Source organism: Dokdonia sp. Dokd-P16, assembly GCF_003095655.1.
Classification (GTDB): domain Bacteria; phylum Bacteroidota; class Bacteroidia; order Flavobacteriales; family Flavobacteriaceae; genus Dokdonia.
In genome coordinates, this window is sequence record NZ_CP029151.1 from 133662 (window position 1) to 158041 (window position 24380).

The 24380-nt window shown below is 37.0% G+C and carries 20 protein-coding genes and 1 riboswitch; of the genes, 15 read left to right on the plus strand and 5 right to left on the minus strand.

Annotation, left to right across the window (positions count from 1 at the left end; translation table 11 throughout):
• Window positions 1-321 precede the first annotated feature (321 nt).
• Window positions 322-2094 (minus strand): transcription termination factor Rho, encoded by a 1773-nt coding sequence (gene rho / locus DCS32_RS00575; RefSeq protein WP_108876533.1) that lies wholly within the window; start codon window positions 2092-2094, stop codon window positions 322-324.
• Window positions 2095-2296: 202 nt separating this feature from the next.
• Between rho and DCS32_RS00580 the strand changes: the two genes are divergently transcribed.
• The 3 genes from DCS32_RS00580 (at window position 2297) to DCS32_RS00590 (ending at window position 5010) form a co-directional block, all read left to right on the plus strand.
• Window positions 2297-2707 (plus strand): DUF4293 domain-containing protein, encoded by a 411-nt coding sequence (locus tag DCS32_RS00580; protein WP_108876534.1) that lies wholly within the window; start codon window positions 2297-2299, stop codon window positions 2705-2707.
• A 254-nt stretch (window positions 2708-2961) separates the two neighbouring features.
• Window positions 2962-4536, plus strand: coding sequence for a GMC oxidoreductase (locus tag DCS32_RS00585; RefSeq protein ID WP_108876535.1), 1575 nt, complete (start codon window positions 2962-2964; stop codon window positions 4534-4536).
• Window positions 4537-4659: 123 nt separating this feature from the next.
• The gene (locus DCS32_RS00590; RefSeq protein WP_108876536.1) at window positions 4660-5010 is read left to right on the plus strand and encodes a hypothetical protein; all 351 of its coding nucleotides are present in this window, start codon (window positions 4660-4662) and stop codon (window positions 5008-5010) included.
• A 211-nt stretch (window positions 5011-5221) separates the two neighbouring features.
• Here the strand turns inward: DCS32_RS00590 and DCS32_RS00595 are convergent, their stop codons facing one another.
• On the minus strand, window positions 5222-5956 hold the full coding sequence (locus tag DCS32_RS00595) for a bacteriorhodopsin-like (protein WP_013751708.1): 735 nt from the start codon (window positions 5954-5956) through the stop codon (window positions 5222-5224).
• Window positions 5957-6070: 114 nt separating this feature from the next.
• Between DCS32_RS00595 and DCS32_RS00600 the strand changes: the two genes are divergently transcribed.
• From DCS32_RS00600 to DCS32_RS00615, 4 genes are read left to right on the plus strand one after another with little or no spacing between them, the layout of a single operon-like run.
• Window positions 6071-6976, plus strand: coding sequence for a Brp/Blh family beta-carotene 15,15'-dioxygenase (locus DCS32_RS00600; RefSeq protein WP_108876537.1), 906 nt, complete (start codon window positions 6071-6073; stop codon window positions 6974-6976).
• Window position 6977: 1 nt separating this feature from the next.
• Entirely contained in the window at window positions 6978-7517 is a 540-nt protein-coding gene (locus tag DCS32_RS00605; RefSeq protein WP_108876538.1) for a DsrE family protein, read from the plus strand.
• A 47-nt stretch (window positions 7518-7564) separates the two neighbouring features.
• Window positions 7565-9184, plus strand: coding sequence for a M1 family metallopeptidase (locus DCS32_RS00610; protein ID WP_108876539.1), 1620 nt, complete (start codon window positions 7565-7567; stop codon window positions 9182-9184).
• A 49-nt stretch (window positions 9185-9233) separates the two neighbouring features.
• Window positions 9234-9731, plus strand: a complete 498-nt coding sequence (locus tag DCS32_RS00615; RefSeq protein ID WP_108876540.1) for a hypothetical protein — start codon at window positions 9234-9236, stop codon at window positions 9729-9731.
• Between the two features lie 13 nt (window positions 9732-9744).
• On the opposite strand, the gene DCS32_RS00620 is transcribed toward DCS32_RS00615, so the two are convergent.
• Entirely contained in the window at window positions 9745-10977 is a 1233-nt protein-coding gene (locus tag DCS32_RS00620; RefSeq protein WP_108876541.1) for an ABC transporter permease, read from the minus strand.
• A gap of 36 nt (window positions 10978-11013) precedes the next feature.
• On the opposite strand from DCS32_RS00620, the gene DCS32_RS00625 reads away from it, so the two are divergent.
• From DCS32_RS00625 to DCS32_RS00640, 4 genes are all read left to right on the plus strand, one after another.
• Window positions 11014-12240 carry an exo-beta-N-acetylmuramidase NamZ domain-containing protein gene (locus DCS32_RS00625; RefSeq protein WP_108879209.1) on the plus strand — a complete coding sequence of 409 codons (1227 nt, stop codon included), beginning with the start codon at window positions 11014-11016 and terminating at the stop codon, window positions 12238-12240.
• Window positions 12233-12910 (plus strand): hypothetical protein, encoded by a 678-nt coding sequence (locus tag DCS32_RS00630; RefSeq protein ID WP_108876542.1) that lies wholly within the window; start codon window positions 12233-12235, stop codon window positions 12908-12910. Before DCS32_RS00625 ends, DCS32_RS00630 begins: the two co-directional genes overlap by 8 nt.
• A gap of 179 nt (window positions 12911-13089) precedes the next feature.
• Window positions 13090-15894 carry a TonB-dependent receptor gene (locus DCS32_RS00635; RefSeq protein WP_108876543.1) on the plus strand — a complete coding sequence of 935 codons (2805 nt, stop codon included), beginning with the start codon at window positions 13090-13092 and terminating at the stop codon, window positions 15892-15894.
• A 140-nt stretch (window positions 15895-16034) separates the two neighbouring features.
• Window positions 16035-17474 carry a S41 family peptidase gene (locus DCS32_RS00640; protein WP_108876544.1) on the plus strand — a complete coding sequence of 480 codons (1440 nt, stop codon included), beginning with the start codon at window positions 16035-16037 and terminating at the stop codon, window positions 17472-17474.
• Window positions 17475-17553: 79 nt separating this feature from the next.
• Here DCS32_RS00640 and DCS32_RS00645 read toward each other — a convergent pair whose 3' ends face one another.
• Together DCS32_RS00645 and DCS32_RS00650 are read right to left on the minus strand one after the other, a co-directional pair.
• Window positions 17554-18627, minus strand: a complete 1074-nt coding sequence (locus DCS32_RS00645; protein ID WP_108876545.1) for a YncE family protein — start codon at window positions 18625-18627, stop codon at window positions 17554-17556.
• 8 nt (window positions 18628-18635) lie between these two features.
• Window positions 18636-20492 (minus strand): TonB-dependent receptor, encoded by a 1857-nt coding sequence (locus DCS32_RS00650; RefSeq protein WP_108876546.1) that lies wholly within the window; start codon window positions 20490-20492, stop codon window positions 18636-18638.
• A gap of 32 nt (window positions 20493-20524) precedes the next feature.
• Window positions 20525-20731: riboswitch (cobalamin riboswitch) on the minus strand.
• A 120-nt stretch (window positions 20732-20851) separates the two neighbouring features.
• Here DCS32_RS00650 and DCS32_RS00655 point away from each other — a divergent pair.
• Genes DCS32_RS00655 through DCS32_RS00670 form a run of 4 tightly spaced genes read left to right on the plus strand, consistent with a single transcriptional unit; the run spans window position 20852 to window position 24376 of the window.
• Window positions 20852-22033, plus strand: a complete 1182-nt coding sequence (locus DCS32_RS00655; protein ID WP_108876547.1) for an ABC transporter substrate-binding protein — start codon at window positions 20852-20854, stop codon at window positions 22031-22033.
• Complete coding sequence (locus tag DCS32_RS00660) at window positions 22026-23051, plus strand: iron ABC transporter permease (protein ID WP_108876548.1); 1026 nt, start codon at window positions 22026-22028, stop codon at window positions 23049-23051. The genes DCS32_RS00655 and DCS32_RS00660 overlap by 8 nt, the downstream gene beginning before the upstream one ends.
• Window positions 23052-23843 carry an ABC transporter ATP-binding protein gene (locus tag DCS32_RS00665; protein ID WP_108876549.1) on the plus strand — a complete coding sequence of 264 codons (792 nt, stop codon included), beginning with the start codon at window positions 23052-23054 and terminating at the stop codon, window positions 23841-23843.
• A gap of 5 nt (window positions 23844-23848) precedes the next feature.
• The gene (locus DCS32_RS00670; RefSeq protein WP_108876550.1) at window positions 23849-24376 is read left to right on the plus strand and encodes a hypothetical protein; all 528 of its coding nucleotides are present in this window, start codon (window positions 23849-23851) and stop codon (window positions 24374-24376) included.
• Window positions 24377-24380 lie beyond the last annotated feature (4 nt).

Genomic DNA, 24380 nt, shown 5'->3' on the forward strand with positions numbered 1-24380 from the left:
TTGGTTTGAAAAAGCTTTTCCCAGACCGTGAAAGTGAGCTTTTGATTCCAAAAAGCTTTTCCCCAGCCCTAAAGGGTGAGCTTTTTTAAACCTAAAGATTTTTACGTACTCATAAAATTGAGCTTTTGCAGATTAACAACTGCATTAGCCACTAGCCCCGATTGTAATGGAAATCCCGCAGTGTAGCGAGGAATTGTAATGCAAAGCGGGAAACAACCCTCGCAAAGAAGCAAAACGCTAATGCTCCTCCAGCTAACGATTAGACACAAAAAATCCCCTCAATAACTATTGAGAGGATTTTTTTATACTTAAACGAACTTCTTATTGATTCATTGAAATCAAGAATTCCTCGTTATTTTTTGTGCTCTTAATACGATCACTCATGAACTCCATTGCTTCTACTGGATTCATATCTGCAAGGTATTTACGTAATACCCATAGACGCTGCGTGGTGTCTTTACTGTGTAGTAAGTCATCACGACGTGTAGATGAAGAAGTAAGATCGATCGCTGGGAAAATACGGCGGTTTGCAATATTACGATCCAGTTGTAGCTCCATGTTACCTGTACCCTTGAATTCTTCAAAGATTACTTCGTCCATTTTTGAACCTGTGTCTGTAAGTGCAGTAGCAAGAATGGTAAGTGATCCACCTCCTTCTATGTTACGTGCTGCTCCAAAGAAACGCTTAGGCTTGTGTAATGCATTTGCATCTACACCTCCAGAAAGAATCTTTCCAGATGCTGGCTGTACGGTATTATATGCACGTGCGAGACGTGTGATAGAGTCTAGAAGTATTACTACATCGTGACCACACTCCACAAGACGTTTTGCTTTTTCAAGAACAATGTTTGCAACTTTTACGTGCTCATGCGCTTCTTTATCAAATGTAGAGGCTACCACCTCTCCATTTACATTACGTTGCATGTCTGTAACTTCTTCTGGACGTTCATCTATAAGAAGTACAATTTGGTATACTTCAGGATGATTTGCTGCAATAGCATTTGCCACATCCTTAAGTAACATGGTTTTACCCGTTTTAGGTTGTGATACAATCATACCACGTTGACCTTTACCTATAGGTGCAAACATATCCATCACACGAGTAGATATACTCGCTTGACGATCTGCTAGGTTAAACTTTTCTGTAGGGAATAATGGGGTTAAGTGCTCAAAAGAAACACGATCTCTAACGATGTTAGGGTTCAAACCATTAATCTTACTTACTTTAATAAGAGGGAAATACTTTTCTCCTTCTTTTGGAGGGCGTATTACACCTAATACAGTATCACCAGTTTTAAGACCAAAAAGTCTTATCTGTGATTGTGATACATAAATATCATCTGGAGATGCAAGGTAATTGTAGTCAGAACTACGCAAAAAGCCGTAGCCATCTTGCATAATATCTAAAACTCCTTCACTCTCTATAATTCCTTCAAATTCATAATCTGGCTCGCGGTAACGGTTACGGCTATCCTTGTTACCATTGTTACCATGCGTATTTCCGTCTTTTTGATTACGGTTATTGCGTGGCGTATTAGCACGTGTATTTGAGTTGCGATTATTATCGCGAGGTGCACGCTTATCATTGCTTTGACGGTTGTCATTGCTGTTGCGCTTATCGTTATTACGAGTATCTTTTTGATTATCTCGTTTTTGTGGTGTCTTTGTATCGTCTCCACCTTTACCCTTTGCAGGCTCACGTTTTACCGCTTCTCTTTTTGCTTGAGGTTCTCTTTTTGCAGGAGCTTCCTTTTTTACAGGAGATTTTCCTTTTGCAGGAGCATCTTTAGCTTCCTCAGTGTTTGCTGCAGGAGCATCCTTGGTATCTTTTGCAGTTTTTGCTGGACGTGGAGCACGAGGTTTACGCTCTTCTCTAGGCTTACGTTCTGTCTTAGGAGCAGGAGCTTGTGCAGCTGCTTCCTTTACTTTAGGCACTACTGCCTCAATTTTTTTTGGGTCTGCTGCTTGTAAATCAAGTATTCTGTAAACAAGGTCTAGCTTTTTTAATGTTCTGTATTTAGGAACATTAATCCCTTTTGCAATCTCTTGAAGCTCGGGAAGCTTCTTTGCTTTTAATTCTGAAATATCAAACATCTAGTAATGTGGGTAAATTATTAATCGGGTGATTAGAGCGTACCAAAAGAAGAATTTGATACTGTAAATATTAAGCAATTAAGTAACAAGCGGAGAGCCTTTTACATAATCACAAGACAATGATACAATTTTATTTTCAAAGTTTTCTTAGCAATATCACAAAATGAGACTTATTTTTACCACAGTTTAAAATGAGAATCACGTGATACAACGTATACAGACTATATATCTTTTACTAGCAGCCTTAGTTTCACTAGGATTGCCATACGCCTTTAGCCTTTATTCTAATATGGATGGTGAGGCCGTGTGGGCAGTAGATGACATTTCTTACATAACACTTTTTAGTCTTAGTGCTGTATTCTCATTTATTTCCATATTTTTATGGAATAATAGAAAGAACCAATTCGTCTTAGGACGTCTCAATATCTTATTAAACTTTGCATTATTAGGTATTTTGGTATATCGATCACAAATGTTATCTGGAGGAACGGCGGTTCTTGAGAAGGGTATTGGGATGATCATTCCGCTTGTTTCTATCGTTTTACTAGTCTTGGCAAACAAGGCAATCAAGCGCGATGAAGATCTTGTAAAATCTGTAGATAGGTTACGATAAGTCTATAATCTTAGTTTTATTAGTGCGTAAAGCCTCTCATTTATTTGGGAGGCTTTTTTTATGCTTACGCGAAAATGTGAAACCAAAAATTACCCGTTATCAAATAAGCCCCCTTCCCTCTTGTATATAATGCTCGTCAATGAGCAGTAAAACTTAGGATTCACTTTTGTGCTATTTAAATCAGTAATAAACATACAGAACAAAGAAGTTTAGTAAATTACAAGCTCAATAACCCCACACGCATTAAAATCTCTATGAGCCAAAAAGACTTAACATACGATTATATTATAGTAGGAAGTGGCTTTGGTGGCTCTGTAAGTGCTCTACGCCTATCACAAAAGGGATATAAAGTGCTCGTTGTTGAAAAAGGAAAATGGTACAAAGCAACCGACTTCCCCAAAACCAACTGGAATCTTAGAAAATGGCTCTGGATGCCATACCTGCGCTTTTTTGGGATTATGAAACTATCCATATTTAAACACATTGCCATTATTTCTGGAACTGGTGTAGGTGGCGGCTCCCTAGTATATGCAAATACATTACCTACTCCTAAAAGTGCTTTCTTTAACTCTGGAAGTTGGAAATCGCTTAATGATTGGGAAACCGACTTAAAACCTTACTATAAGGAAGCATTAAGAATGCTAGGTGCAGCGCAAAATCCTTCCTTATATGACGGAGATAAAGCTCTCAAAGCCGTAGCAGACGATTTAAATATCGCACAAAAGTTTAATCCTACACGTGTCGCTGTATTCTTTGGAACTCCTAATAAAACAGTAAAAGACCCTTATTTTAATGGAGAAGGACCAGATCGCGCTGGATGTAATTTTTGTGGTGCTTGTATGACTGGTTGCCGCCATAATGCAAAAAACACGCTTGACAAGAACTACTTGTACCTTGCTCAAAAACACGGAGCCACCATACTAGCCGAAAATGAAGTGTATGATGTACAACCATTAAATAAAAATGACAGCGCTCTAGGATATGAAGTCTCCATAAAGAGAAGTACACGCATCTTTGGTAAACATCAAAAAATCACCACCAAAGGCGTTATCTTTTCTGGCGGCGTACTAGGAACAATAAAGCTCTTGCTAGCTTTAAAAACTAATTCGTTACCACATATATCAGATCATCTAGGTGAGGATATACGTAGTAATAATGAAACACTCATAAGTGTCTCTACACTTGAAAAAGATAAAAATCTCTCAAAAGGTGTCGCTATAGGAAGTATTCTGGATACAGATGAAAATAGTCATCTAGAAATATGTAGATATGGAGAAGGATCTAATGCTTGGAAACTTGCACATTTACCTTACGTGACAGGCTCAAACGTGTTCTCAAGACTTTTTAAAACAGCCATCAAGCTAATCAAAAATCCAGTAGACTATTTTAAAATCTACATTGCTAATGGCTGGGCAAAAAATACGGTTGTCTTATTATTTATGCAAACGCTAGATAGCACATTACGTTTTAAAAGAAATGCTTTTGGGAAGATGACATCTACAGTAAGTTCTGGAAAGGCTCCTACCCCATTTATACCAGAATCTATAGCGCTTGTGAAATCTTACAGCAAGGCTATAAAAGGAGTAAGTACCTCTTTTGCTTTAGAAACACTTGCTGGAATACCATCTACAGCACACATACTAGGCGGTGCAGTAATGGGAGAAAATACAGAAAGTGGAGTTATAGATAAAGACAATAAGGTTTTTGGCTATAAGAATATGCTTGTGGTTGATGGGTCTATGATTTCGGCAAATCCTGGTGTAAATCCGTCACTTACCATTACTGCCATTGCAGAACGAGCGATGGATCAAATACCAAATAAGCAATAAGACAAAGATTAAGATGCGCCTCCCTTTAACCAACAAGGTATCATCTCAAACCACAAAAAAATCATCTTCCCAGATATAAAAAAGTGATACTTTTCCCTTTTAAACACTACCTTCACCGCCACTATGGAAAAAACAGAATTTTTAGAACAGCACTTATTTAATGGTTTGACTAATCTTAACAAAGAGTCAGAGGCAGATGACTCTTATCAGTTCTCTGAGGCAGATTTTGAGATTGTACTTCAGCGCGCAGAGCATTTTGGATTAGGTGTCTTTACCATCGAATCATGGTACAACGGAGTAACTACTGGTGTATCAAAGCATGAAGATTTTAGAAAAAAGGCAACAGATGCCAAGTGGTATAAAAAAGCTTTTTTGACTTCTAGAAAAGGTCAAGCAGGACTTACCTATGCTGGAACATATAAGATTTCTAGTAAATTGTTATCAAGAGAGTCTTTTCAAGAAGAGGAAGAGTAAGTCCCACAGACAATTTATTGAACGTCTACAGGTTTTTAAAAGTAACAGCTCACAAATGTTGGCAATTATTAAATGACTTAGAATTTTTTTTGCGAAAGCTTAATACATCTATTTTACAGCATAATGATTACTAAAACCGACACATAAAAAAAACGCAACCATTGCTGGTTGCGTTTTCCAATTGAGTGTTCTCACCTTTTACTAATCAAACTTAAACAACATCAACTTCATTCTTTTTTACAGCTAGTGCATAAATCACTAGTCCAAACCCTATCTTATTGATAGCATCTGCAATGTTATAAGCGACATCTACACTTCCTTTTCCTAATATGCTCGTGTACCATCCATCTGTACCTAGCATATATCCTAATGGATAAATAGCCCAACCTACGAGTACGAACCAGCATAGTATTTTATGTGCTTTAAGAATATCTCCACCAGCAGCAACTGCAAGTTTCTTTGCGCTTCCTAACCATATTTCATATACTATATAGAAATATGCAGCTCCAGAAATAGCTCCCCATAATGCTGCTTGATCTTGGAATACCGCTTCTCCAAAGTATCCTGTTACTAACATGATAACTGAGAATAAGATAAGCTTCCACATAAGTGCAGGTTTTGCACCAGCTACTTTTAAGATTAAGTAGAATTCAACACACATTAATGGAACGGTAAGCACCCAGTCTACATATCTAAAAAATGTAGGAGACTCTTGAATAGCAAACCAGTAATCTCTCATGTACCAGTAGTGCACTGCGGCAATAAAAGTAATTAAACCAGATACAAGGACTGAGGTTCGCCACTTCTTGTTAAATTGGTTAAGCGATAGAAAAAAGAAAGCAGAAGCTGCCATCATCGCCATCGCACCCACAAAGAATGTAAATCCTACATAATCACTTGGATCAAGTTTTGTAGGGTCGGCCAGTAATAGTAATAAAAATTTCATAGCATTGATATTTTTAATTAAACATTTGTTTAAGTAAATTTAAATAATGTTAAACAAATAAATAATTATTTTCTCATAATTTTTTACTTAAAATTATCAATACAAAAATCATTAATGAAAAAAATTCATAATATCACAATTATAGGCAGTTTTGCAGGATTATGGGTTGCCACACTATTTTCTACTAAAGTTGAGCTGATTTTGGGTTTTTTACTTATTCTCACCTTTGGTATCATACACGGATCAAATGATATATTATTAATAGAGAAGTTATTTACTAAGGAGAAAAAAAGGAACTTCCTTAAATCGCTCTTCTTTTATGTGCTTACAGTGTTGCTTACTTTTCTAGCATTTTATACCATCCCTTCTATCACAGTAATTCTATTTATCATTTTTAGCGCATATCATTTTGGTGAACAGCACTGGGAGTCTAAAGTTGATTCAAAACACAAGTTATTATCCACTATACTACAACTCAGTTATGGGGCGCTTATACTCATGATATTGTTTTATTTTAATGAGCAGCAAGTGGAGAGTATTGTTATGGCAATTACTGGAGTAACTTTTCCTCATTTATTTCTCTTATACTCCTTATACATTGTGCTCGCAGTATTTATTATAACAGGAGCCATACTAACTTATAAAAGTGATAGTTTTAAAAAACTCATATTAAAAGAACTCTTCTTTTTAGGCTTGCTTATTGTAATCTTCAAAATGTCATCTCTCATCTGGGGTTTTACTATATACTTCGTGTTGTGGCATAGTCTTCCATCTCTTTTTGAACAAATACACTTTATATACGGTAGATTTACTAATCAAACTATCTGGCTCTATATAAAAAATGCGTTGCCTTATTGGATTATTTCAATCATCGGGATTGGTTTAAGCTACTTTTGGCTTAAGGAAAGTGTGCTTTTCTTTGCAATTTTCTTTTCCTTTATCGCCGCAGTGACATTTCCACACTCGTTGATTATATCATTGATGTTCAAAAAGAAAAACAATAACAACAAAACTCCATAACATGAAATATACTTTCTTACTTTTTTTAAGTCTCGCTTTCGCGAAAGCGTATGCTCAACAACCCGTATCTACTCCTGGTAATGTCATAAGTGAGTTCGGAAAAACCTATGAGGTTGACAATCCAGATTTTAAAACAGATACTACGGCTATTTTCAAAGTAGTGTTTGATGTGGCAAAAGCACCTGAAAATCCAAGTCAGCGCAATCCATACATCGAGACAATGGCTAGATTTCTTAACATGCAAGAGAAAGCAGGAGTTCCCGTTGCAAATATGAATATACGCGCTGCTATCCATGGACAAGCAGCCTATGGAATGCTTACCAATGAATTATATAAAGAGAAATTTGGCGTAGATAATCCTAATATTGAATTACTAGAAGCCTTAAAAGAAGCAAACGTATCACTCATCCTTTGTGGTCAAACTGCTGGAGCGCGTAATATTACTAAAGAGCGAAGACTGAAAATGATTGATGTAGGACTTTCGGCAATGACAGTTTTAAGTCAATCGCAAATGGAAGGTTACACGCTCATTGCTTTTTAAAGCTACTTTACATTCATAAATCTGCACCATTAGATAATTACACTCACATGCGCTTACTATTTACCCTAGTTTTTTCTTTTATCACACTATCTGTGTTTTCTCAAGAGGCTACCCGTCAAGACAGCCTTCGCGGATCAATCACTCCACAAAGAGCCTGGTGGGACCTTGTTCATTATGATCTTTCTGTTACGGTGATGCCAGAATCAAAATCTTTAATGGGCACTAATATAATGACCTATCGTGTACTAGAAGAAGGCACGACCGAGTTACAAATAGATCTTCAATCCCCTATGGAGCTCACAGCAGTAATGCAAGACGGACACTCTCTTAACGTGCGTTCTGAAGGTGCGGCCCATTTTATACAACTAGAATCTGCTCAAAAAGCAGGAGAACTAAAAGCAATAAGATTAAGCTTTGAAGGTAAACCTCGCGCTGCTGTAAACCCACCATGGGATGGCGGTATCACTTGGCAGCAAGATAGTAACGGCAAACATTTTATCGCGTCTTCAAATCAAGGAATAGGATCCAGTGTCTGGTGGCCTAATCGTGATCACCCAGCAGACGAAGTGGACAGCCTAGACATGCATGTTACAGTACCTAAAGATCTTGTAGATGTATCTAATGGACGATTAGTGGGTATAGATAGTACAACATCTTCAAAAACTTATCACTGGGCTGTGAGAAATCCTATAAATAATTACGGAGTTAATCTTAATATAGGAGATTATGTAAACTTCTCTGAGGTATATAAAGGTGAGAATGGGCAACTAGAAATGAGCTACTGGGTACTTCGTGAAGATGAGGAAAAAGCGAGAGCTCAGTTTACACAAGCCCCTATGATGATGGAAGCTTTTGAACATTGGTTTGGTCCTTATCCATTCTATGAAGATAGTTTTAAACTCGTGCAAGCTCCTTACTTAGGCATGGAACATCAAAGCTCTGTAACTTATGGAAACAAGTTTGAGAATGGCTATTTAGGAAGAGATTTATCTGGTACAGGACAAGGACTCAAATTTGATTTTATAATCATACATGAATCTGGTCATGAATGGTTTGCAAACAACATTACAAATAAGGATGTTGCAGATATGTGGATTCATGAGAGCTTCACTAACTACTCAGAAAATCTATATCTAGATTATCATTTTGGAAAAGACGCTGCTAGCGAATATGTAATTGGACTGCGTAAAAACATTAGAAATGATAGACCGATCATAGGCACTTACGATGTAAATCGCTCTGGAAGTGGCGACATGTACTATAAAGGTGCAAATATGCTACACACCATACGCACCATTGTAAATAATGATGAGCTATGGCGAGAGACGTTGCGTGGACTTAATAAAGAGTTTTATCATAAAACTACCACAAGCGCAATGGTAGAAGATTTTATGTCTAAAAAACTGAATCAGAACCTCACTCCTATATTTGATCAGTATTTAAGAACGGTAAAAATCCCAACCTTTGAATATAAAGTGAGTAAAAAGAAGCTGAGTTATCGCTACACAAATGTGATAAGTGATTTCTCTATGCCACTTTCTATAAAGATAAATGGTACATTACAATGGCTCGCGCCTACAGATCAGTGGCAAGAGTTTAAAATGTCTAAGAAAATAATTGACATGAGTATACCAGAGGATTTCTATATACATACAAGGAAACTGTAGTTAATTAAACCAATACACTGTTGCTTTATAATGAGCAACCATCTATCATATGCTATTAAAATGGAGTTTACTCTTCTTATGCTTGTTCATTACTGTGCCTTCAGTGACCTTAGATGAATTTTCAAAAGGAAAACAGCAACAGCACTTCCCAAAAAAGCTTAAAAAGAAACAACTGTACCTTGGTATGACTTTAAAAAAGTTCCACAAGAAAGCGCCAAATGCTACTCGTATAGATACAGCGTCGGAGTTTAAAATAGAATATACAGAAGCTATAAGTGATAGCTCAATTACATCATATAGCTATTTATTTACAAAAGATCAAGAGCCTTTATTATATGCCATCACCATTGCGTATAAAGATATGAGCACCGTACGAGCCCTTGCCGAATCACTGATGGGCAAACCTAAAAATAACGAGGAGTGGCGTATGGAGCCCTCCATGATAAAAGAAGACTTTACAATGGGCGCATGGACCTTTGGTCACAAGCTAGTTTATGGAGCAACTATTATCAATAGCGAATGGGAACAAGGATTTCAATCTAATTAATCACTATAATCAATTACTCAAAACGTATTGCTTTTACTGGGCTTATTTTAGTTATGATATAAGATGGGATAAGAAGTATAAGAACACACACGACAAACACACCTACATTAAGAGATAGAATATGCCAAAAGTCTATAAGCACTGGCGCCTCACTTACATAGTATGTGGATGGATCAAGCTTTACAAAACCAAATATTTTCTGAGCATATAATATTCCTAAGCCTATAAGATTACCCCAGAAGAGCCCAAGACCTATTAAGTACATTGCATTATAAATAAAAATCTTACGCACACTCCAGTCTGACGCTCCAAGTGCCTTGAGTACTCCTATCATTTTTGTACGCTCTAGCACTAGTACAAGCAGCGCCACAATCATATTAATACCAGCAATCAATATCATGATAACAATGATTAAAATGATATTGAAATCAAATAGTTTAATCCACTCAAAAATATTGTAATTACTCTGTATTACAGAGATAGATCTTAAAGTAGAACCAGAGTTTTCATACACCTTATTATTCAGTGCCTCAAGATTATCAAAATCATCTACAAAAACCTCAAAAGCTCCTACCTCATCTTTCTCCCAGTTATTAATACGGGTAAGGTGACGGCGATCACCCATAATGTACACTTTATCAAACTCTTGATATGCACTTTCATAAAGTCCTACAATCTCTAAGGCCCTCGGTCTAAAACGCGTGTTATCTTTATTTACAAATTGTATGATAGCTTTATCACCTACTTTAAAGCCTAAGCGGTTTGCTAGATACGTACTAAAGATAGTCTCATTATTAAGCGCTCCCGTAAGTTCTGGTTTTCTGCCTTCTACTATATATTCCTCGATACGATTCCAGTCATAATCATCACCCAACCCTTTATATATTACTCCTTCAAAGGTTTCTGCAGTCCTTATAACGCCAGCTTTTACAGTAATTGCTTGTACATGTGTAACCTCTGGTACTGCGTTAAAATCTGGGTAAAAATCTTGATCTATAGAAATTGGATTTGTCGTCTCTTCACTATTATTTCCGTCAAAATTTGACACGACAATATCTCCAGAAAAGGCAGACACTTTTTGTCTTATCTCTCGCTGGAGTCCTAGTCCTGTAGCAATCGATATAAGCATCATCACCATTCCAATCGCAATTGCTACGATAGCAATTTTAATTATCGTACTGGAAGCACTACTTTTATACGATGTCGCGCTACTTAGGCGTTTGGCTATAAAATACTCTAAATTCAAATGCGTCTCATTTTCTTCAAAAATACCCTTTTTTTAATGCTCACACTGCTTATTTCTTGTGCAAATAGCGGTGGAGATAGTAACGCTTTCGCGAAAGCGGAATTTAAAAAAGAAACTGTACTACAAGAAACTCCTTCTCAAGAACCCATCGTTACCGCTGCCAATAGGACAGCGCTCTACTTACCGTTACTTAAAGATAAAAAAGTAGGTGTAGTAACTAACAAAAGTGGACTCATATTTAAAAGCACTCCGCATACTGAAAAGGAAAGTACACACCTAGTAGATTCTCTTATCTCAAGCTTGATTACAGTTACACGTGTTTTCTCACCAGAACATGGATTTCGCGGTGATGTAGATGCTGGAGAGCAAGTAAAAGATGGTAAAGATCCAAAGACTGGTCTCAATATTATCTCTCTTTACGGTAAAAACAAGAAACCAAGCCAGGAACAACTAGAAGAACTCGATGTAATCCTCTTTGACATACAAGATGTGGGTGTTCGATTTTATACCTATATATCTACACTCACCTACGTAATGGAAGCCGCTGCCGAGAAAGGAATTCCTGTGATTGTACTAGACAGACCTAACCCTAACGCTCATTACATAGACGGTCCTACGCTAGAAAAGGAGCACTCCAGTTTCTTAGGGATGCATGAAGTGCCTTTAGTGTATGGTATGACCATAGGTGAATATGCGATGATGGTGAATGGTGAGGGCTGGCTCAAAAATAAAATGCAATGTGATATTACGGTGATTCCATTAGAAAATTGGGATTACACGACTCCATATTCTTTACCTACGCGTCCTTCTCCTAATTTACCTAATGATAAAAGTATTAACCTCTACCCTAGCCTAGGCTTCTTTGAAGGAACTACCATTAATGCCGGAAGAGGAACAGAAATGCAGTTTCAAATCTTTGGGGCTCCAGATTTTTCACCTAGCAATTTTACATATTCTTACACTCCTCAGCCTAACTTTGGCTCAAAAGATCCTAAACATAATGGACAGCTTTGTTATGGCATGGACTTACGCGATCAAGAGTACATGAGCCGTGTAAATCTTGAGTGGGTCATAGAAGCTTATACCGCAAGTACTGATAAAAAGAACTTCTTTAAAACCGCTAGTTTCACGCTTCATGCAGGTAATAAAAAATTACAGCAGCAAATTCAAGATGGATATACCTTTAAAGAGATTAAACGTGACTGGATAAAGGATATAGAAAACTTTAAAAACATACGTAAGCAGTACCTTATGTATGAATAACGATTCTTTTAATAGTGCGCTTAAAGCGAAAATTGGACAGGTTTTCACTCAATTTAAAAGTCAGTCTATAACAGCAGAGCAACTAGCTATAGCTGAAGAAGGATTTGTATTCTCTGAAGTAAATCCTCAAGCCAAAATACTAGTAATGGGCATTAATCCCTCGTTAAGAAATGACTTTGTAAGCAGTAATGGATATAGCTACAACTATGACCACTTAAGTACTGATCGCTACTTCAAAAAATTCTCCACGCTACTTAAAGATTTTGAACAGTTTGGAATTACCTATTGTGATTTATTTTATCAACGTCATACAGAGCAAAAACAAATAGAACATTTCCTAAAAGATGAGAATGGCCGCGACTTCTTAAAAAACCAATTAGCCATCACAAAGGAAGTTATTGAGCATATTTCACCAGAGCTCATCTTACTATTTAATAGAAAAGGAGCTATGTTTTTTTCTAAAGAATGGATTGGTTATAGATTAGAACAACAAGCACAGCAAGAACCTCACTTTGAACAGATCGATGATTTATATAATATAAACGAGCTAGAAACCTTAATATATTGCTCCTCTTTCCTAGGTTACAGAACCCGCAAAGAGACATACACTCGCATCTACAACGATATCGCACTGTTAATCAAGTCGGTAACACGGTTCTTAAAGAATTAGCATAAAAGTCAGTGACAATGGCTGCTCGCATCCTCTTTTCTAATGAAAAATATAAATTATCTGATTTTTATTAAAAAATAGATATGAAATATCAGTTTGCGTTGAATTTTTATCTTAGTTTTAACACAAATTAACAGGTATTTAATATCTGTTAAAATTTATAAACTAACAAATCAACTATGCTCAAACTCAAGTTAACTCTTTTAGGTCTATTAATTGGTATGACCTCATTTGCCCAAGTTACTGTTACAGGTACGGTGACAGATAAAAACAATGTTCCCATCTCTGGCGCAAACGTCATTGAAAAAGGAACTACCAATGGCGCTATCACCGATTTTGATGGTAATTATAATATCACGGTACAAAGCGACGGTACTTTAGAAATAAGCTACTTAGGTTTTGATACAAAACGCGTAGCAGTAAATGGTAAATCATCAATTAATGTAACACTTGAAGAAGGTGTAGGTCTTGGTGAAGTGGTACTTGTGGGGTCAAGAACTGCTCCTAGAAGTCAGGTAGACACTGCTGTACCAGTAGATGTAGTATCTGCAAAAGAATTACAAACTACAGGACAAGTGACATTTGATAAAGCCTTACAGTATAAGATACCATCATTTAATACAGTACAAACTCCTGTAAATGATGCAACTTCTCTTCTAGATCCTTATGAAATAAGAAACATGGGGCCTTCTAGAACCTTAATCTTAATTAATGGTAAAAGAAAGAATTTAAGTGCACTTCTTTATACTCAAACTTCTCCAGGACGTGGAGAGACTGGTGCAGATATCTCTGCTATACCTACAGATGCAATAAAGCGAGTAGAAATTTTACGTGATGGTGCATCTGCACAATACGGATCTGACGCAATTGCCGGTGTAATGAACGTTATCTTAAAAGACAATGATAATCAAGGATCGGCGACGCTAAGAACAGGAATCACTTCTGAAGGTGATGGCGAAATGGTAGGAATCAGTGTAAATAATGGCTCTACTATAGGAGATGACAAAGGTTTTATAAATTATACTGTAGACTTCTCTAAAGTAAACCTTGCAAATAGACCTGGTACTGTTGATGCTGCTGGAGAAGCTGGTGACTTTGAAGCAGACCTTGCAGATGTTCAAGAATTTTTATCTCGTAACCCAGATGCAAATAACATTAACGGATCACCGGAAACTGCATCTTCAAAATTTCTTGTAAATGGAGGTTTTGATTTAAGTGATAATACTGAGTTGTATTTCAATACCGCTTATGTTTATAAGAAGGTAAATAGTTTTGCAAACTACAGAACTCCATATTGGAGAACTATAGAAGAGTTTCCTTATTTAGCAGACTTTTTCCCAGGTGATAACCCTAACAACCCAGGTGGTTATGATGGATATGTACCTACCTTCGAAGGACTTCTTAATGATTATAATGGTACAATTGGAATTAGAACTACCATTAATGACTGGAATGTTGACGCTAGTTATACAACGGGTGGAAACACACAAACGTACCAAGTAAATAACTCTCAAAATGGAAATTTTGTCTACTCTCCTGCCGTATTTATTGATGAAAATGGTAATGGTACTGTTGAGGATGGAGAACTTACGGAAGGATCTCAACTGTATAGAGAGAACAGTGCTAGATCATTTGATCCGGGTGGAACAAAGTTTACTCATAATGTAGGTAACATTGATATCTCTAGAGTACTTTCAGACAAAGTAAGTATTGGATTTGGAGCTGAGTTTAGAAACGAAGTTTTTGAAGTAATTGAAGGAAAACTAGACTCTTATGATGGTGGTGGAGCAGATTCTTTTGCAGGTAACAGCCCAGAAAACTCTGGAAAATTCAACCGTTATAACTTTGGAGGATATTTCTCTTTGGATTATGACGTTACTGATGCCTTCTTGTTAAGCGGAACAGTTAGAACAGAAAATTACTCTGACTTTGGAAATACGTTTGTTTATAAATTTAGTTCTCGCTATAAGCTTACAGACAATCTTACAGTAAGAGGTTCACTATCTACTGGATTTAGAGCTCCAACATTACACCAGATTTATACACAAAAAGCACAATATAGCTTTATCCCAGGACAGGGGATACAAGTGGGAGGTTTAGTAAATAACGTGTCTACACAAGCACAATTATTAGGAATCGATGAACTAGATGCAGAAACATCAAATAACTTCACCATAGGTTTTGGTGGTAAACTAGCAAACAATCTTACGTTTACAGTAGATTACTACAACATTGCTGTAAAAGATCGTATTGTTTTAGGATCTGAAATTACAGGAACTGCTTTTGATGATGATGGTAATAATATAGGTACTACTCCACTAGATGATATTTTAAGAGACAATAACCTGAGCGATGTAAGCTTCTTTTCTAATGCTATTGACACAAGAACTTCTGGACTTGACGTGGTTATTAGTAAAAGAAATATCGAGCTTGGTAACGGTAAGCTTGGACTTAATCTATCTGGTAATTATACAATTACAAATGAACGTGATGGTTCTGTAAAAAATCCACAACTTGTTGAGGATTCTGGACAGTCTGTAGTAAATGCTACGCAAGAAGCATTATTCTTCACGTCTAGACCTAGAACTAAATGGATTTTAGGTGGTAACTATGATATTGGGAAGTTTGCTTTCTCTCTAAACAATACATATTTCGGAAAGACTACATTTAAGCAACAAGGGCTTGATGACAACTTACGCACAGAGTTTATCCCTAAGATTGTTACAGATCTTGGTATCAACTATAACGTAACTGAAAAGATCACGCTTGCACTTAACGTAAACAACTTATTGAATGTATTACCAGAGTGGGAATTTAAAGCAGAAAATGCAGCAGGGTCAGCTATCCTAGCAGATGCTGCAGCAACGCAAAATCAGTCTAATTTAATAACTTTTAATCAGCGTTATTCTCAGATGACGTATGATGGTTATCACTTTAGCCAGTTAGGTACGATGTTTAACTTATCTCTTAACTACCAGTTCTAAGGATCTGATTTTTAATAAAAACCTCTCTATATTCATTTATAGAGAGGTTTTTTTATGAAATTACGTGATTCCTTGTAATCTTTGCTGTGCTATTACGTTTAACTATATTTACAGTAAGTCACATTAAACCCTCATTATTGATGAAAAACATAACACTCCTATCACTTTTACTTCTTGTATTCTTAAGTTCTTGTGATGATGACCTTGATGATAATCTAAGACCAGCTAGTAGCACAGAAATCTCGGACTTTGTATATCGAGGGCTAAATTATTGGTCTTTATACAAAGAAGACGTACCAGAACTAGCAAATGACTTTTTTGATAATGACGCCGCAAGATTTGATTATTTAAGTCAGTTCTCTTCTCCAGAAGCGGCTTTTGATGCGCTTACATCTACAAGAGATCGCTTCAGTATATTAAGAGATGACTATGTTGCTCTTGAAAACTCCCTTGCAGGTATACGTACTTCTTCTGGATTAAATCTATCTTTATTAATTATGCCTAACGATCCTACTACTGCTTTTGGAGTTGTACGTTACGTAGTAAATGATAGCCCAGCAGATCTTGCCGGAGCAGAGCGAGGAATGATATTCACACTTGTAGATGGACAACCACTCACAAGTAGCGATGGACAAGCGATAGATGGAAGCACAAATTTTAATAGCTTTTTTGCTCCAGATACTTACACCATAGGATTAGCAACCTATGATGGAACAGACTTTACCACGACAGGGGAAGAAATTGTAATTACAAAAACTGAACTCACCATAAACCCTGTACATACGGTAAACGTACTAAGTGTAGGAGGTAATGAAATAGGATATTTACATTACACAGGATTTACTAATGAATTTGATAGCGAACTCAACGCTGCTTTTGCACAATTCCGTAGTGCGGGAGTTACAGATCTTGTTCTTGATCTAAGATATAATGGAGGTGGATCTATAGAAACCGCAAATGATCTCTCTACAATGATTACTGGACAGTTTAACGGTGAAGAATTCATAACGCAAGAGTATAACGCAGATAGAAATCAAGCAAATGAATTTGTGAGAAGATTTAATAATAACCTGGGCTCTGGAGATGATGGCCCTGCTATAAACAGCTTAGGCTTAACGAGAGTTTTTGTATTAACAACAGGAAGATCTGCAAGTGCGAGCGAGCTTATACTAAGTGGTCTTGATCCTTACATTGAGGTAATTCAAATAGGAACTAACACCGTAGGTAAATTTGAAGGTTCATTTTTATTATATGATGCTCCTTCACCTAATTTCCGTCGTTCTGAGGCAAATCCTAATCACCGTTATGTAATGCTTCCATTAGTATTAAAATCTGTAAACGCTGATGGGCTAACAGACTACTTTGATGGGTTTACACCAGACTTACTAATTGCCGAAGATTTTGAAAACTTTGGACAACTAGGTGAACAAGGTGAGCCACTATTAGATGCAGCTATAGACATTATATTAAATGGTAGAAGTAGCACAAACTATAATACCAGCATACAACGATCTATTTACGATTCAGAACAAGAAGATCCATTATACCAGCGTATGATGGTGGATCGCATCGATTTATAAACATCAATTTAAGAGTAATAAAAAAAGGGGTAACAATACGTTACCCCTTTTTTATTATAATCTATTCTAGAAATGAATACTACTCATTAAAATAAATGTTTTCAGGTATGACACCAACTGTAAGTGTATTAATTAACTCTCCTGTTGAAACATTATAAACTTCAACCGAACCGTTGCTTGCAAAATCTCCTGCATTTGTACCTAATAAAGTATCTCCTCGTACAATCATATTAAATAAAGATAATCCTGTTAATTCTGGAGTCGTAGGTATTTCAAAATCTGTAGTAGAAGAAACAAAAACCTCCCCATTTAAATAGTAATAAAGGTTCTGGCCTTCTATATTAATATAGTTAGGGTGATCTGTCACTCCAAAATCAAATGAAGCAGATACAGTATTGGTAGTTGTATTGATTACAGATAAACTCCCTGCAGTCTCAGTACCTGTAAATGATGGTGAACCACCGGCAAGCACCCATAAATTCCCTGAGCTATCTAACTCTAATCCATTAGGCGCATCACCTACTGGTATTGTTGTTACCACAGTATCTGTAGCAGGATCAATTACCGTAACAATGTCATTTACGCCAAAACCACCTTGGTTTGTAACATAAAGATAAGTCCCGTTGTAAAGGATTTCCTCAGGTCCTTCTTCTACTGCGATAGTATTTGTAACTGTATTAGTGCTAAGATCTATAACTGCGATATAATCATCTGTAGCATCTGCTCCATCTCCCCAGTTAGTCAAATATCCTTTCCCGTTTGCACTTGTAAAAAATCTTGGATTAGATAAACCAGTCTCTATACGAGCTACTTCCTCAAATGTAAATCTGTCTACTATCGTTAGTCTATTCCCAATATTTGCAACCACATAAGCATTATCCTCTGTAAACCCTATTGATTGTACAATGTTACCTAGGTTATCATCATTTACCGTTTGATAAATATTATTTTCTGAAGTAGTTAATCCTTCGTCGATAAACGAGACTGTTCCAAAACCATTATTAAAAGGTCCTTGATTAGTCACTAAAAATCCATTCTCGTAGGCCTCATCTTCTACTTCTACTTCTATAATCGGCTCTGTGAAGTCATCATCACTTTCACAAGAGAAAGCAAATAGCGATAGTACGGATAATAAATAAATTGTTTTTTTCATAATTGTGTTTAAAAAGTGTACGTTGTTTGTATTAAAAAGTTGCGGCCAGGATTAGGTCTAAAAGCGACCGTCTGGTAATTTGTATTCAAGACATTATTTAATTGGGTAGACAAGGTCATCTTATGATTTCCATTCTTAAAAAGCTCTGCACTTATGCCTGCATTTGCAACAAAAGACTCTGCCACTGTTGAAGTATTATCTGTTGTAGTAAATACACTTCCATTATAAATACCCTGCACATATGAACTAAGCCAACTATAATTATAACTCACTCCCGCAGTTCCTTTATTTTTAGGAACATAAATAAGTTGCTTATTAGTTTCTACATTCTCTGCAATTGTATAGGCGTATGCTGCGCTTGCTGCAAGACGATGCTGTCCTATTTTCTTATCTATATTAAAAGAAAATTCAGCACCATAATGCTCCGTATCTTCAATGTTTACTGGACTCCATATTCCCGCACTATTGGGTTGCCACTTAATGAGATCGTCCGTATCTATATAAAAACCTCGCAAACCTAAGGTGATGTTGTTCTTGCTTCTAGAAACCCCTAACTCGGCTTGTTTACTAGTTTCTGGTTGAATATCTGGATTCCCTCTAGCCCCAGATCCTGCCCAGTAGGTGTCATTAAATGTAGGTATACGGTAATTGCGGGAAGCGTTGAATGAAAATTTATACGCTTTCGCGAAAGCGTAATCCAAACCAACCCCTAGTAAGAATGGACTACTATAATCTTCAACAACTTCCTGCCTTACCTGTATTTCATAACTTAATGCCGACAGCAATTGGTGTTTCCACAATGCAACAGCAGATGCACTCGTTCTAGATGCTTTCTCAATAGAAGCTCCCGCTGCCGAAATGGTGTTTATTTCTCCCAAAAAAGTAAACCTCTTGGATGGATCTATTTTTAAAGTCCCCTCATAATTTGCTAGATAGCGCGTGGCTTTTCCTAAGTCATTGAGGTCTGACTCATTGTTTGCAAAATATCTGAATTGCTCGTAAATATGAGCTAGTCTCAAGATTCCATCATATCGCTTGCTTAGATTTTCCCAACTTACTAAGGTTCTCGTGTTGCAATCCTCATAAGCATCATTAGATGGTGCGGTAAGCGTACCAGAAAAATTACGATCGCCTACGTATGTGTTATGGTGTAATTTTAAAATTTGAGTATTATCTCCATCACTTGATAACAGGTAGCCAGCATTGAGATTGAGATCTAGATTCTCGTATTGACCGTTAGCATTGAACAAGTTATCTGTATCCAGATAGTCAAAATCATTTTCAGACTGCTGGAAATCTGCTCCTACATCGACATATAACTTCTCTGTAGAAAATCGAGTTTTGGCATGTGCTACCTGCGTATCAAAACTCCCGTAACCAGCAGAAATTGTAGTCTCAGCACGTTTGTAGAACTGGATTTCATTATTAAGGTGGACGCTCCCTCCTATTGCTCCTGATCCATAAATGATACTACCACCACCTGCACGTACATCAAGATTGTCATAATTATTGGTGGAGATAGTATTAAAATCAGTTTGACCTGTGAGCTGACTGTTGATGTTGATACCATTCCACACCACGGCTGTTTGAGAAGCATTTGTTCCTCTAAAAGACGCCGAAGAAACCCCACCAGGACCATTTTCTCTAAAGTATATACTTGTATTATTCTTTAAAACATCTGTAAGAGATGTTCTAGATTGCTGTAATATACTATCAGATATTTTTTGAATAGCAATCCCCACGCTGTGCTCTCGCAACTTTATGTCACTCAAAATCACTTCAGGTAAAACTTGAAGTGTATCTATCTGTCCAACAGATGCGTGTGCATACAGCATCACTGCAATAAAAAGAAAAATATGTCTCATTATCTACCGCCTCTTTACCCGAGAGTCGCTTGATTTTAATTAAGAATTGTGGCAGGTCTCCTGGCTTGCTTTTGTTACACCTTCCCATCACAACACCTTGTGACAGTGGCTTTGTAGTAGTAACAAACCCATAACGGGCTTAGCTTACAGTTGCGGGAACAGCTTCCGATTTTAACGGAATTCCCTATTAATCCTCCGTGCTCGTGTGACACATCAGAACCAAAATTCGGCACAAATATACATAACTATGTTTCAGTCTATCTATAAATAGTTGAAAACTAATCACAACCTCAAGTCGCAAATTTCTAAACTTAAATGAGCCCTTGTCGCATTGATTATTTTAATGCTACTTTTGACAGATGAAGAATACTACCCTATTTCTAATTGGCATATTATCGCTTTTCATTTCATGTAAAGAGAAATCAAAAAAGGTTAAAAACAACGAAAGCCAAGGCACTTCTTTGTCTATAGATTATGCAAACGGATTCTCTATAAAACAATACACAAATCATACAATTATTACAGTTACAGAAGCATTTCCTGGAGCGCAAAAGGAGTTTAAATATGCTCTAATACCGAGAGATTCTTCTGGAAATAATACAGATATAGAGCTGTCTAAAACACTAGAAGAAACGCTTAAATCACAAGGTGTTGATGCAATTCTCAAAACGCCGTTAAACACTGTTGTCGTTACTTCTACGACACATATTCCTTCGTTAGAAATGCTAGGTGTAGCAAAGACTTTAAAAGGCTTTCCTAATCTTGATTATATTTCTAGTCCGCTTTCGCGAAAGCGTATTGCAAACAAAGAAATTATTGACCTTGGGCAAAATGAATCACTCAATACAGAACTCACTATCGAGCTGCGTCCAGAAGTAATTATAAGTTTTGGTGTAGAGGGAGAAAACAAGTCGCTTAACAGTGTAGAACGAGCTGGAATTCCTGTACTATATAATGGAGATTGGGTAGAGAAAGACCCGTTAGGAAAAGCAGAATGGATAAAGTTTTTTGGCGCACTATATGGCAAAGAGCGAGAGGCAGATAGCATTTTTAATCACATAAAAACGAACTACAACCTACTAAAAGAGCAAATAGCCAATATAGAAAATAAGCCCACAGTTTTAAGTGGCGGCATGTTTAAAGATATCTGGTATCTACCTAAAGGTGACAGCTGGCAAGCAAAAGTACTTGAGGATGCTGGCGGTAATTACTTGTGGTCTGAGACCGAAGGAGCTGGAAGTATCGCACTAAGTATAGAATCTGTGTTAGAAAAAGGACAGCAAGCTGACTTCTGGATAGCACCAGGACAGTACACTAGTTATGCTAAGCTTGCGAGTGACAATCCCACTTATGCTCAATTTGACGCATTTAAAAACAAGAAGGTTTACACGTTTGCAAAATATAAAGGAGAAACTGGCGGATTGTTATATTACGAGTTAGCACCTAACAGACCTGATTTAGTATTGCGAGATCTTGCAAAAATCTTACACCCAGAAATAATCACAGAAGACTTTACATTTTTTGACACACTAGATGAATAATAGTAGTTACAGCCTTACTTTTCTCATTCTTGCTCTTGTTTTGATAGTATGTATACTAGCAAATCTAAGTCTAGGATCTGTTGCTATACCTATAAAGGATGTTATTGCGAGCCTTGTAGGTTCTGAGGTTTCAAAATCTTCTTGGGAATATATTATTTTAGACTACAGATTACCTAAAACTATCACTGCAATTATTGCCGGATCTGGACTTGCGGTATCTGGATTGCTCATGCAAACACTTTTTCGTAATCCGCTGGCTGGTCCTTTTGTATTAGGTATTAGTAGTGGAGCAAGTTTAGGGGTTGCATTATATATTCTGGGAGGTACCGCTCTGGGACTTTCTACAGCACTTCTTTCTGGAAAATGGGGTCTTATAATCGCTGCCAGCGCAGGTAGTTTTCTAGTATTACTTATGGTTATAGGAGTTGCCACACGTGTAAAAGATACCATGGCATTGCTCATTATAGGCCTTATGGTAGGCAGCCTTACTAGCGCCGTAGTGAGCGTTCTCGCTTACTTCAGTAAAGCTGAGGAGTTACAGCGTTTTGTTTTTTGGTCTTTCGGGAGTCTTGGTGATTTATCCTGGAGTGGCGTTGGAATTTTGGCACTTTGCTTTGCCGTAGGATTAATTTTATCCATCGCAAGTCTAAAATCACTTGATAGCTTTTTACTTGGCGATGCCTATGCAAGAACATTAGGAACTAGATTCTCACGTTCAAGATTACTTATTATCATCGCAACTAGCCTGCTAGCCGGTAGTATTACTGCCTTTGCAGGTCCTATTGCTTTTATTGGGCTTGCAGTACCGCATCTTATTCGTCAGGTGATAAAAACCACAAGACACATTATATTATTACCAGCGGTAATTATGGGAGGTGCTATTTTAATGCTTATTTGTGACACAATTGCGCAAGTACCTTTTAGCGAATTTACACTTCCCATCAACGCAATTTCTGCGATGGTAGGAGCTCCTGTTGTAATTTGGTTATTAGTCCGCAAAAAGAAATTACTTTTCTAGATGAATAACCCGAGCTCACATAGCATTTTACAAACTAGAGATCTTTCCATAGGCTATCTGGCATCGCCAGTAAATACTGTCATTGCTAGCGACATAAACCTAGATATAAACAAAGGAGAACTCGTAGGTGTTGTGGGAATTAACGGCGCAGGAAAGTCCACATTGCTCCGCACATTATCAGGATTGCAACCTGCTGTGAGTGGTGAGGTTACGCTTTCGCGAAAGCAAATAAAAAACATTACTCCATCCCTACTCGCACAACAACTTAGTGTTGTACTTACTAACCAACCTATCTCAAAAAATCTATCTGTTGCCGAACTTGTAGCCTTAGGAAGACAACCCTACACCAACTGGTTAGGAACCATTTCTGATACCGATAGAAAAGTAATTATCGAGGCTCTTAAAAATACGGAGACCTTCACACTCAAAGATAAAAAATGCTACGAGCTTAGTGATGGGCAGCTGCAGCGAGTTTTAATAGCACGTGCGCTCGCTCAGAACACAGACGTAATTTTGCTTGATGAGCCTATGACACATTTAGACCTACATCACAAGGCTTCTTTGTTAAAACTACTTACGTCTATTGCCCATACGCATGGTAAAACAATATTATTCTCCACACATGATATCCCTTATGCGCTAAACGCCTGTGACAAAATGATAGTCATGAAAAGTGGTACAACGCACTTTGATACACCATCTACCTTGATAAGCGACGGAGTTTTTGATACATTGTTTCCTTCTAAACATGTAGCGTTTGACAGAGAAAAGCGTATCTTTTTTCTCAAATAATCAAAATGAAACGTTTTTACACAAGTATAGTACTCCTAATAATCATTACGAGTTGCTCGACGTATACCAATACTATAAAAGACGTTGCCGAGATTAATAAAATACACGCAGAGGATCCAATAACGTCAAATGAAGTTTATAAAATTATAGATACCACAAAACTGTATAAGCTTGTCGCTCATTATTATAAGTATGATGAAGATAAGGTAAACGCAGTGACTACTTATAATTATAAAAAATACTTGAAGTTTTATAAAGACGGCAGGCTAGCGGTTTTTGATGCATTTGACTTGAATAGTCTAGATACACTAAGAGCTCAAAAAACAGACCAGGGCTATTATGACTATAATTACAACACCTTATCTACGAGGAACTATATTACAAATAAAAATGGCAAACAGCTCTATAATCCGCAATATCAAGAGCTCGCGGGAGATACCTTATCTCTTTATTCTCAAAGTACAAAGAACATAAGCCACTATCTTTCTGTCGATATCCCATCACATGTTTTTGTTGAAAAAGCAAACTGGTAAATCG

Coding starts and splice junctions, on each gene's coding strand:
- DCS32_RS00585 (WP_108876535.1), top strand. CDS start 2,962: ATGAGCCAAAAAGACTTAACATACGATTATATTATAGTAGGAAGTGGC.
- DCS32_RS00600 (WP_108876537.1), top strand. CDS start 6,071: ATGAAAAAAATTCATAATATCACAATTATAGGCAGTTTTGCAGGATTA.
- DCS32_RS00610 (WP_108876539.1), top strand. CDS start 7,565: ATGCGCTTACTATTTACCCTAGTTTTTTCTTTTATCACACTATCTGTG.
- DCS32_RS00635 (WP_108876543.1), top strand. CDS start 13,090: ATGCTCAAACTCAAGTTAACTCTTTTAGGTCTATTAATTGGTATGACC.
- DCS32_RS00630 (WP_108876542.1), top strand. CDS start 12,233: ATGAATAACGATTCTTTTAATAGTGCGCTTAAAGCGAAAATTGGACAG.
- DCS32_RS00645 (WP_108876545.1), bottom strand. CDS start 18,627: ATGAAAAAAACAATTTATTTATTATCCGTACTATCGCTATTTGCTTTC.
- DCS32_RS00670 (WP_108876550.1), top strand. CDS start 23,849: ATGAAACGTTTTTACACAAGTATAGTACTCCTAATAATCATTACGAGT.
- DCS32_RS00595 (WP_013751708.1), bottom strand. CDS start 5,956: ATGAAATTTTTATTACTATTACTGGCCGACCCTACAAAACTTGATCCA.
- rho (WP_108876533.1), bottom strand. CDS start 2,094: ATGTTTGATATTTCAGAATTAAAAGCAAAGAAGCTTCCCGAGCTTCAA.
- DCS32_RS00655 (WP_108876547.1), top strand. CDS start 20,852: ATGAAGAATACTACCCTATTTCTAATTGGCATATTATCGCTTTTCATT.
- DCS32_RS00640 (WP_108876544.1), top strand. CDS start 16,035: ATGAAAAACATAACACTCCTATCACTTTTACTTCTTGTATTCTTAAGT.
- DCS32_RS00590 (WP_108876536.1), top strand. CDS start 4,660: ATGGAAAAAACAGAATTTTTAGAACAGCACTTATTTAATGGTTTGACT.
- DCS32_RS00660 (WP_108876548.1), top strand. CDS start 22,026: ATGAATAATAGTAGTTACAGCCTTACTTTTCTCATTCTTGCTCTTGTT.
- DCS32_RS00605 (WP_108876538.1), top strand. CDS start 6,978: ATGAAATATACTTTCTTACTTTTTTTAAGTCTCGCTTTCGCGAAAGCG.
- DCS32_RS00665 (WP_108876549.1), top strand. CDS start 23,052: ATGAATAACCCGAGCTCACATAGCATTTTACAAACTAGAGATCTTTCC.
- DCS32_RS00625 (WP_108879209.1), top strand. CDS start 11,014: ATGCTCACACTGCTTATTTCTTGTGCAAATAGCGGTGGAGATAGTAAC.
- DCS32_RS00650 (WP_108876546.1), bottom strand. CDS start 20,492: ATGAGACATATTTTTCTTTTTATTGCAGTGATGCTGTATGCACACGCA.
- DCS32_RS00615 (WP_108876540.1), top strand. CDS start 9,234: ATGCTATTAAAATGGAGTTTACTCTTCTTATGCTTGTTCATTACTGTG.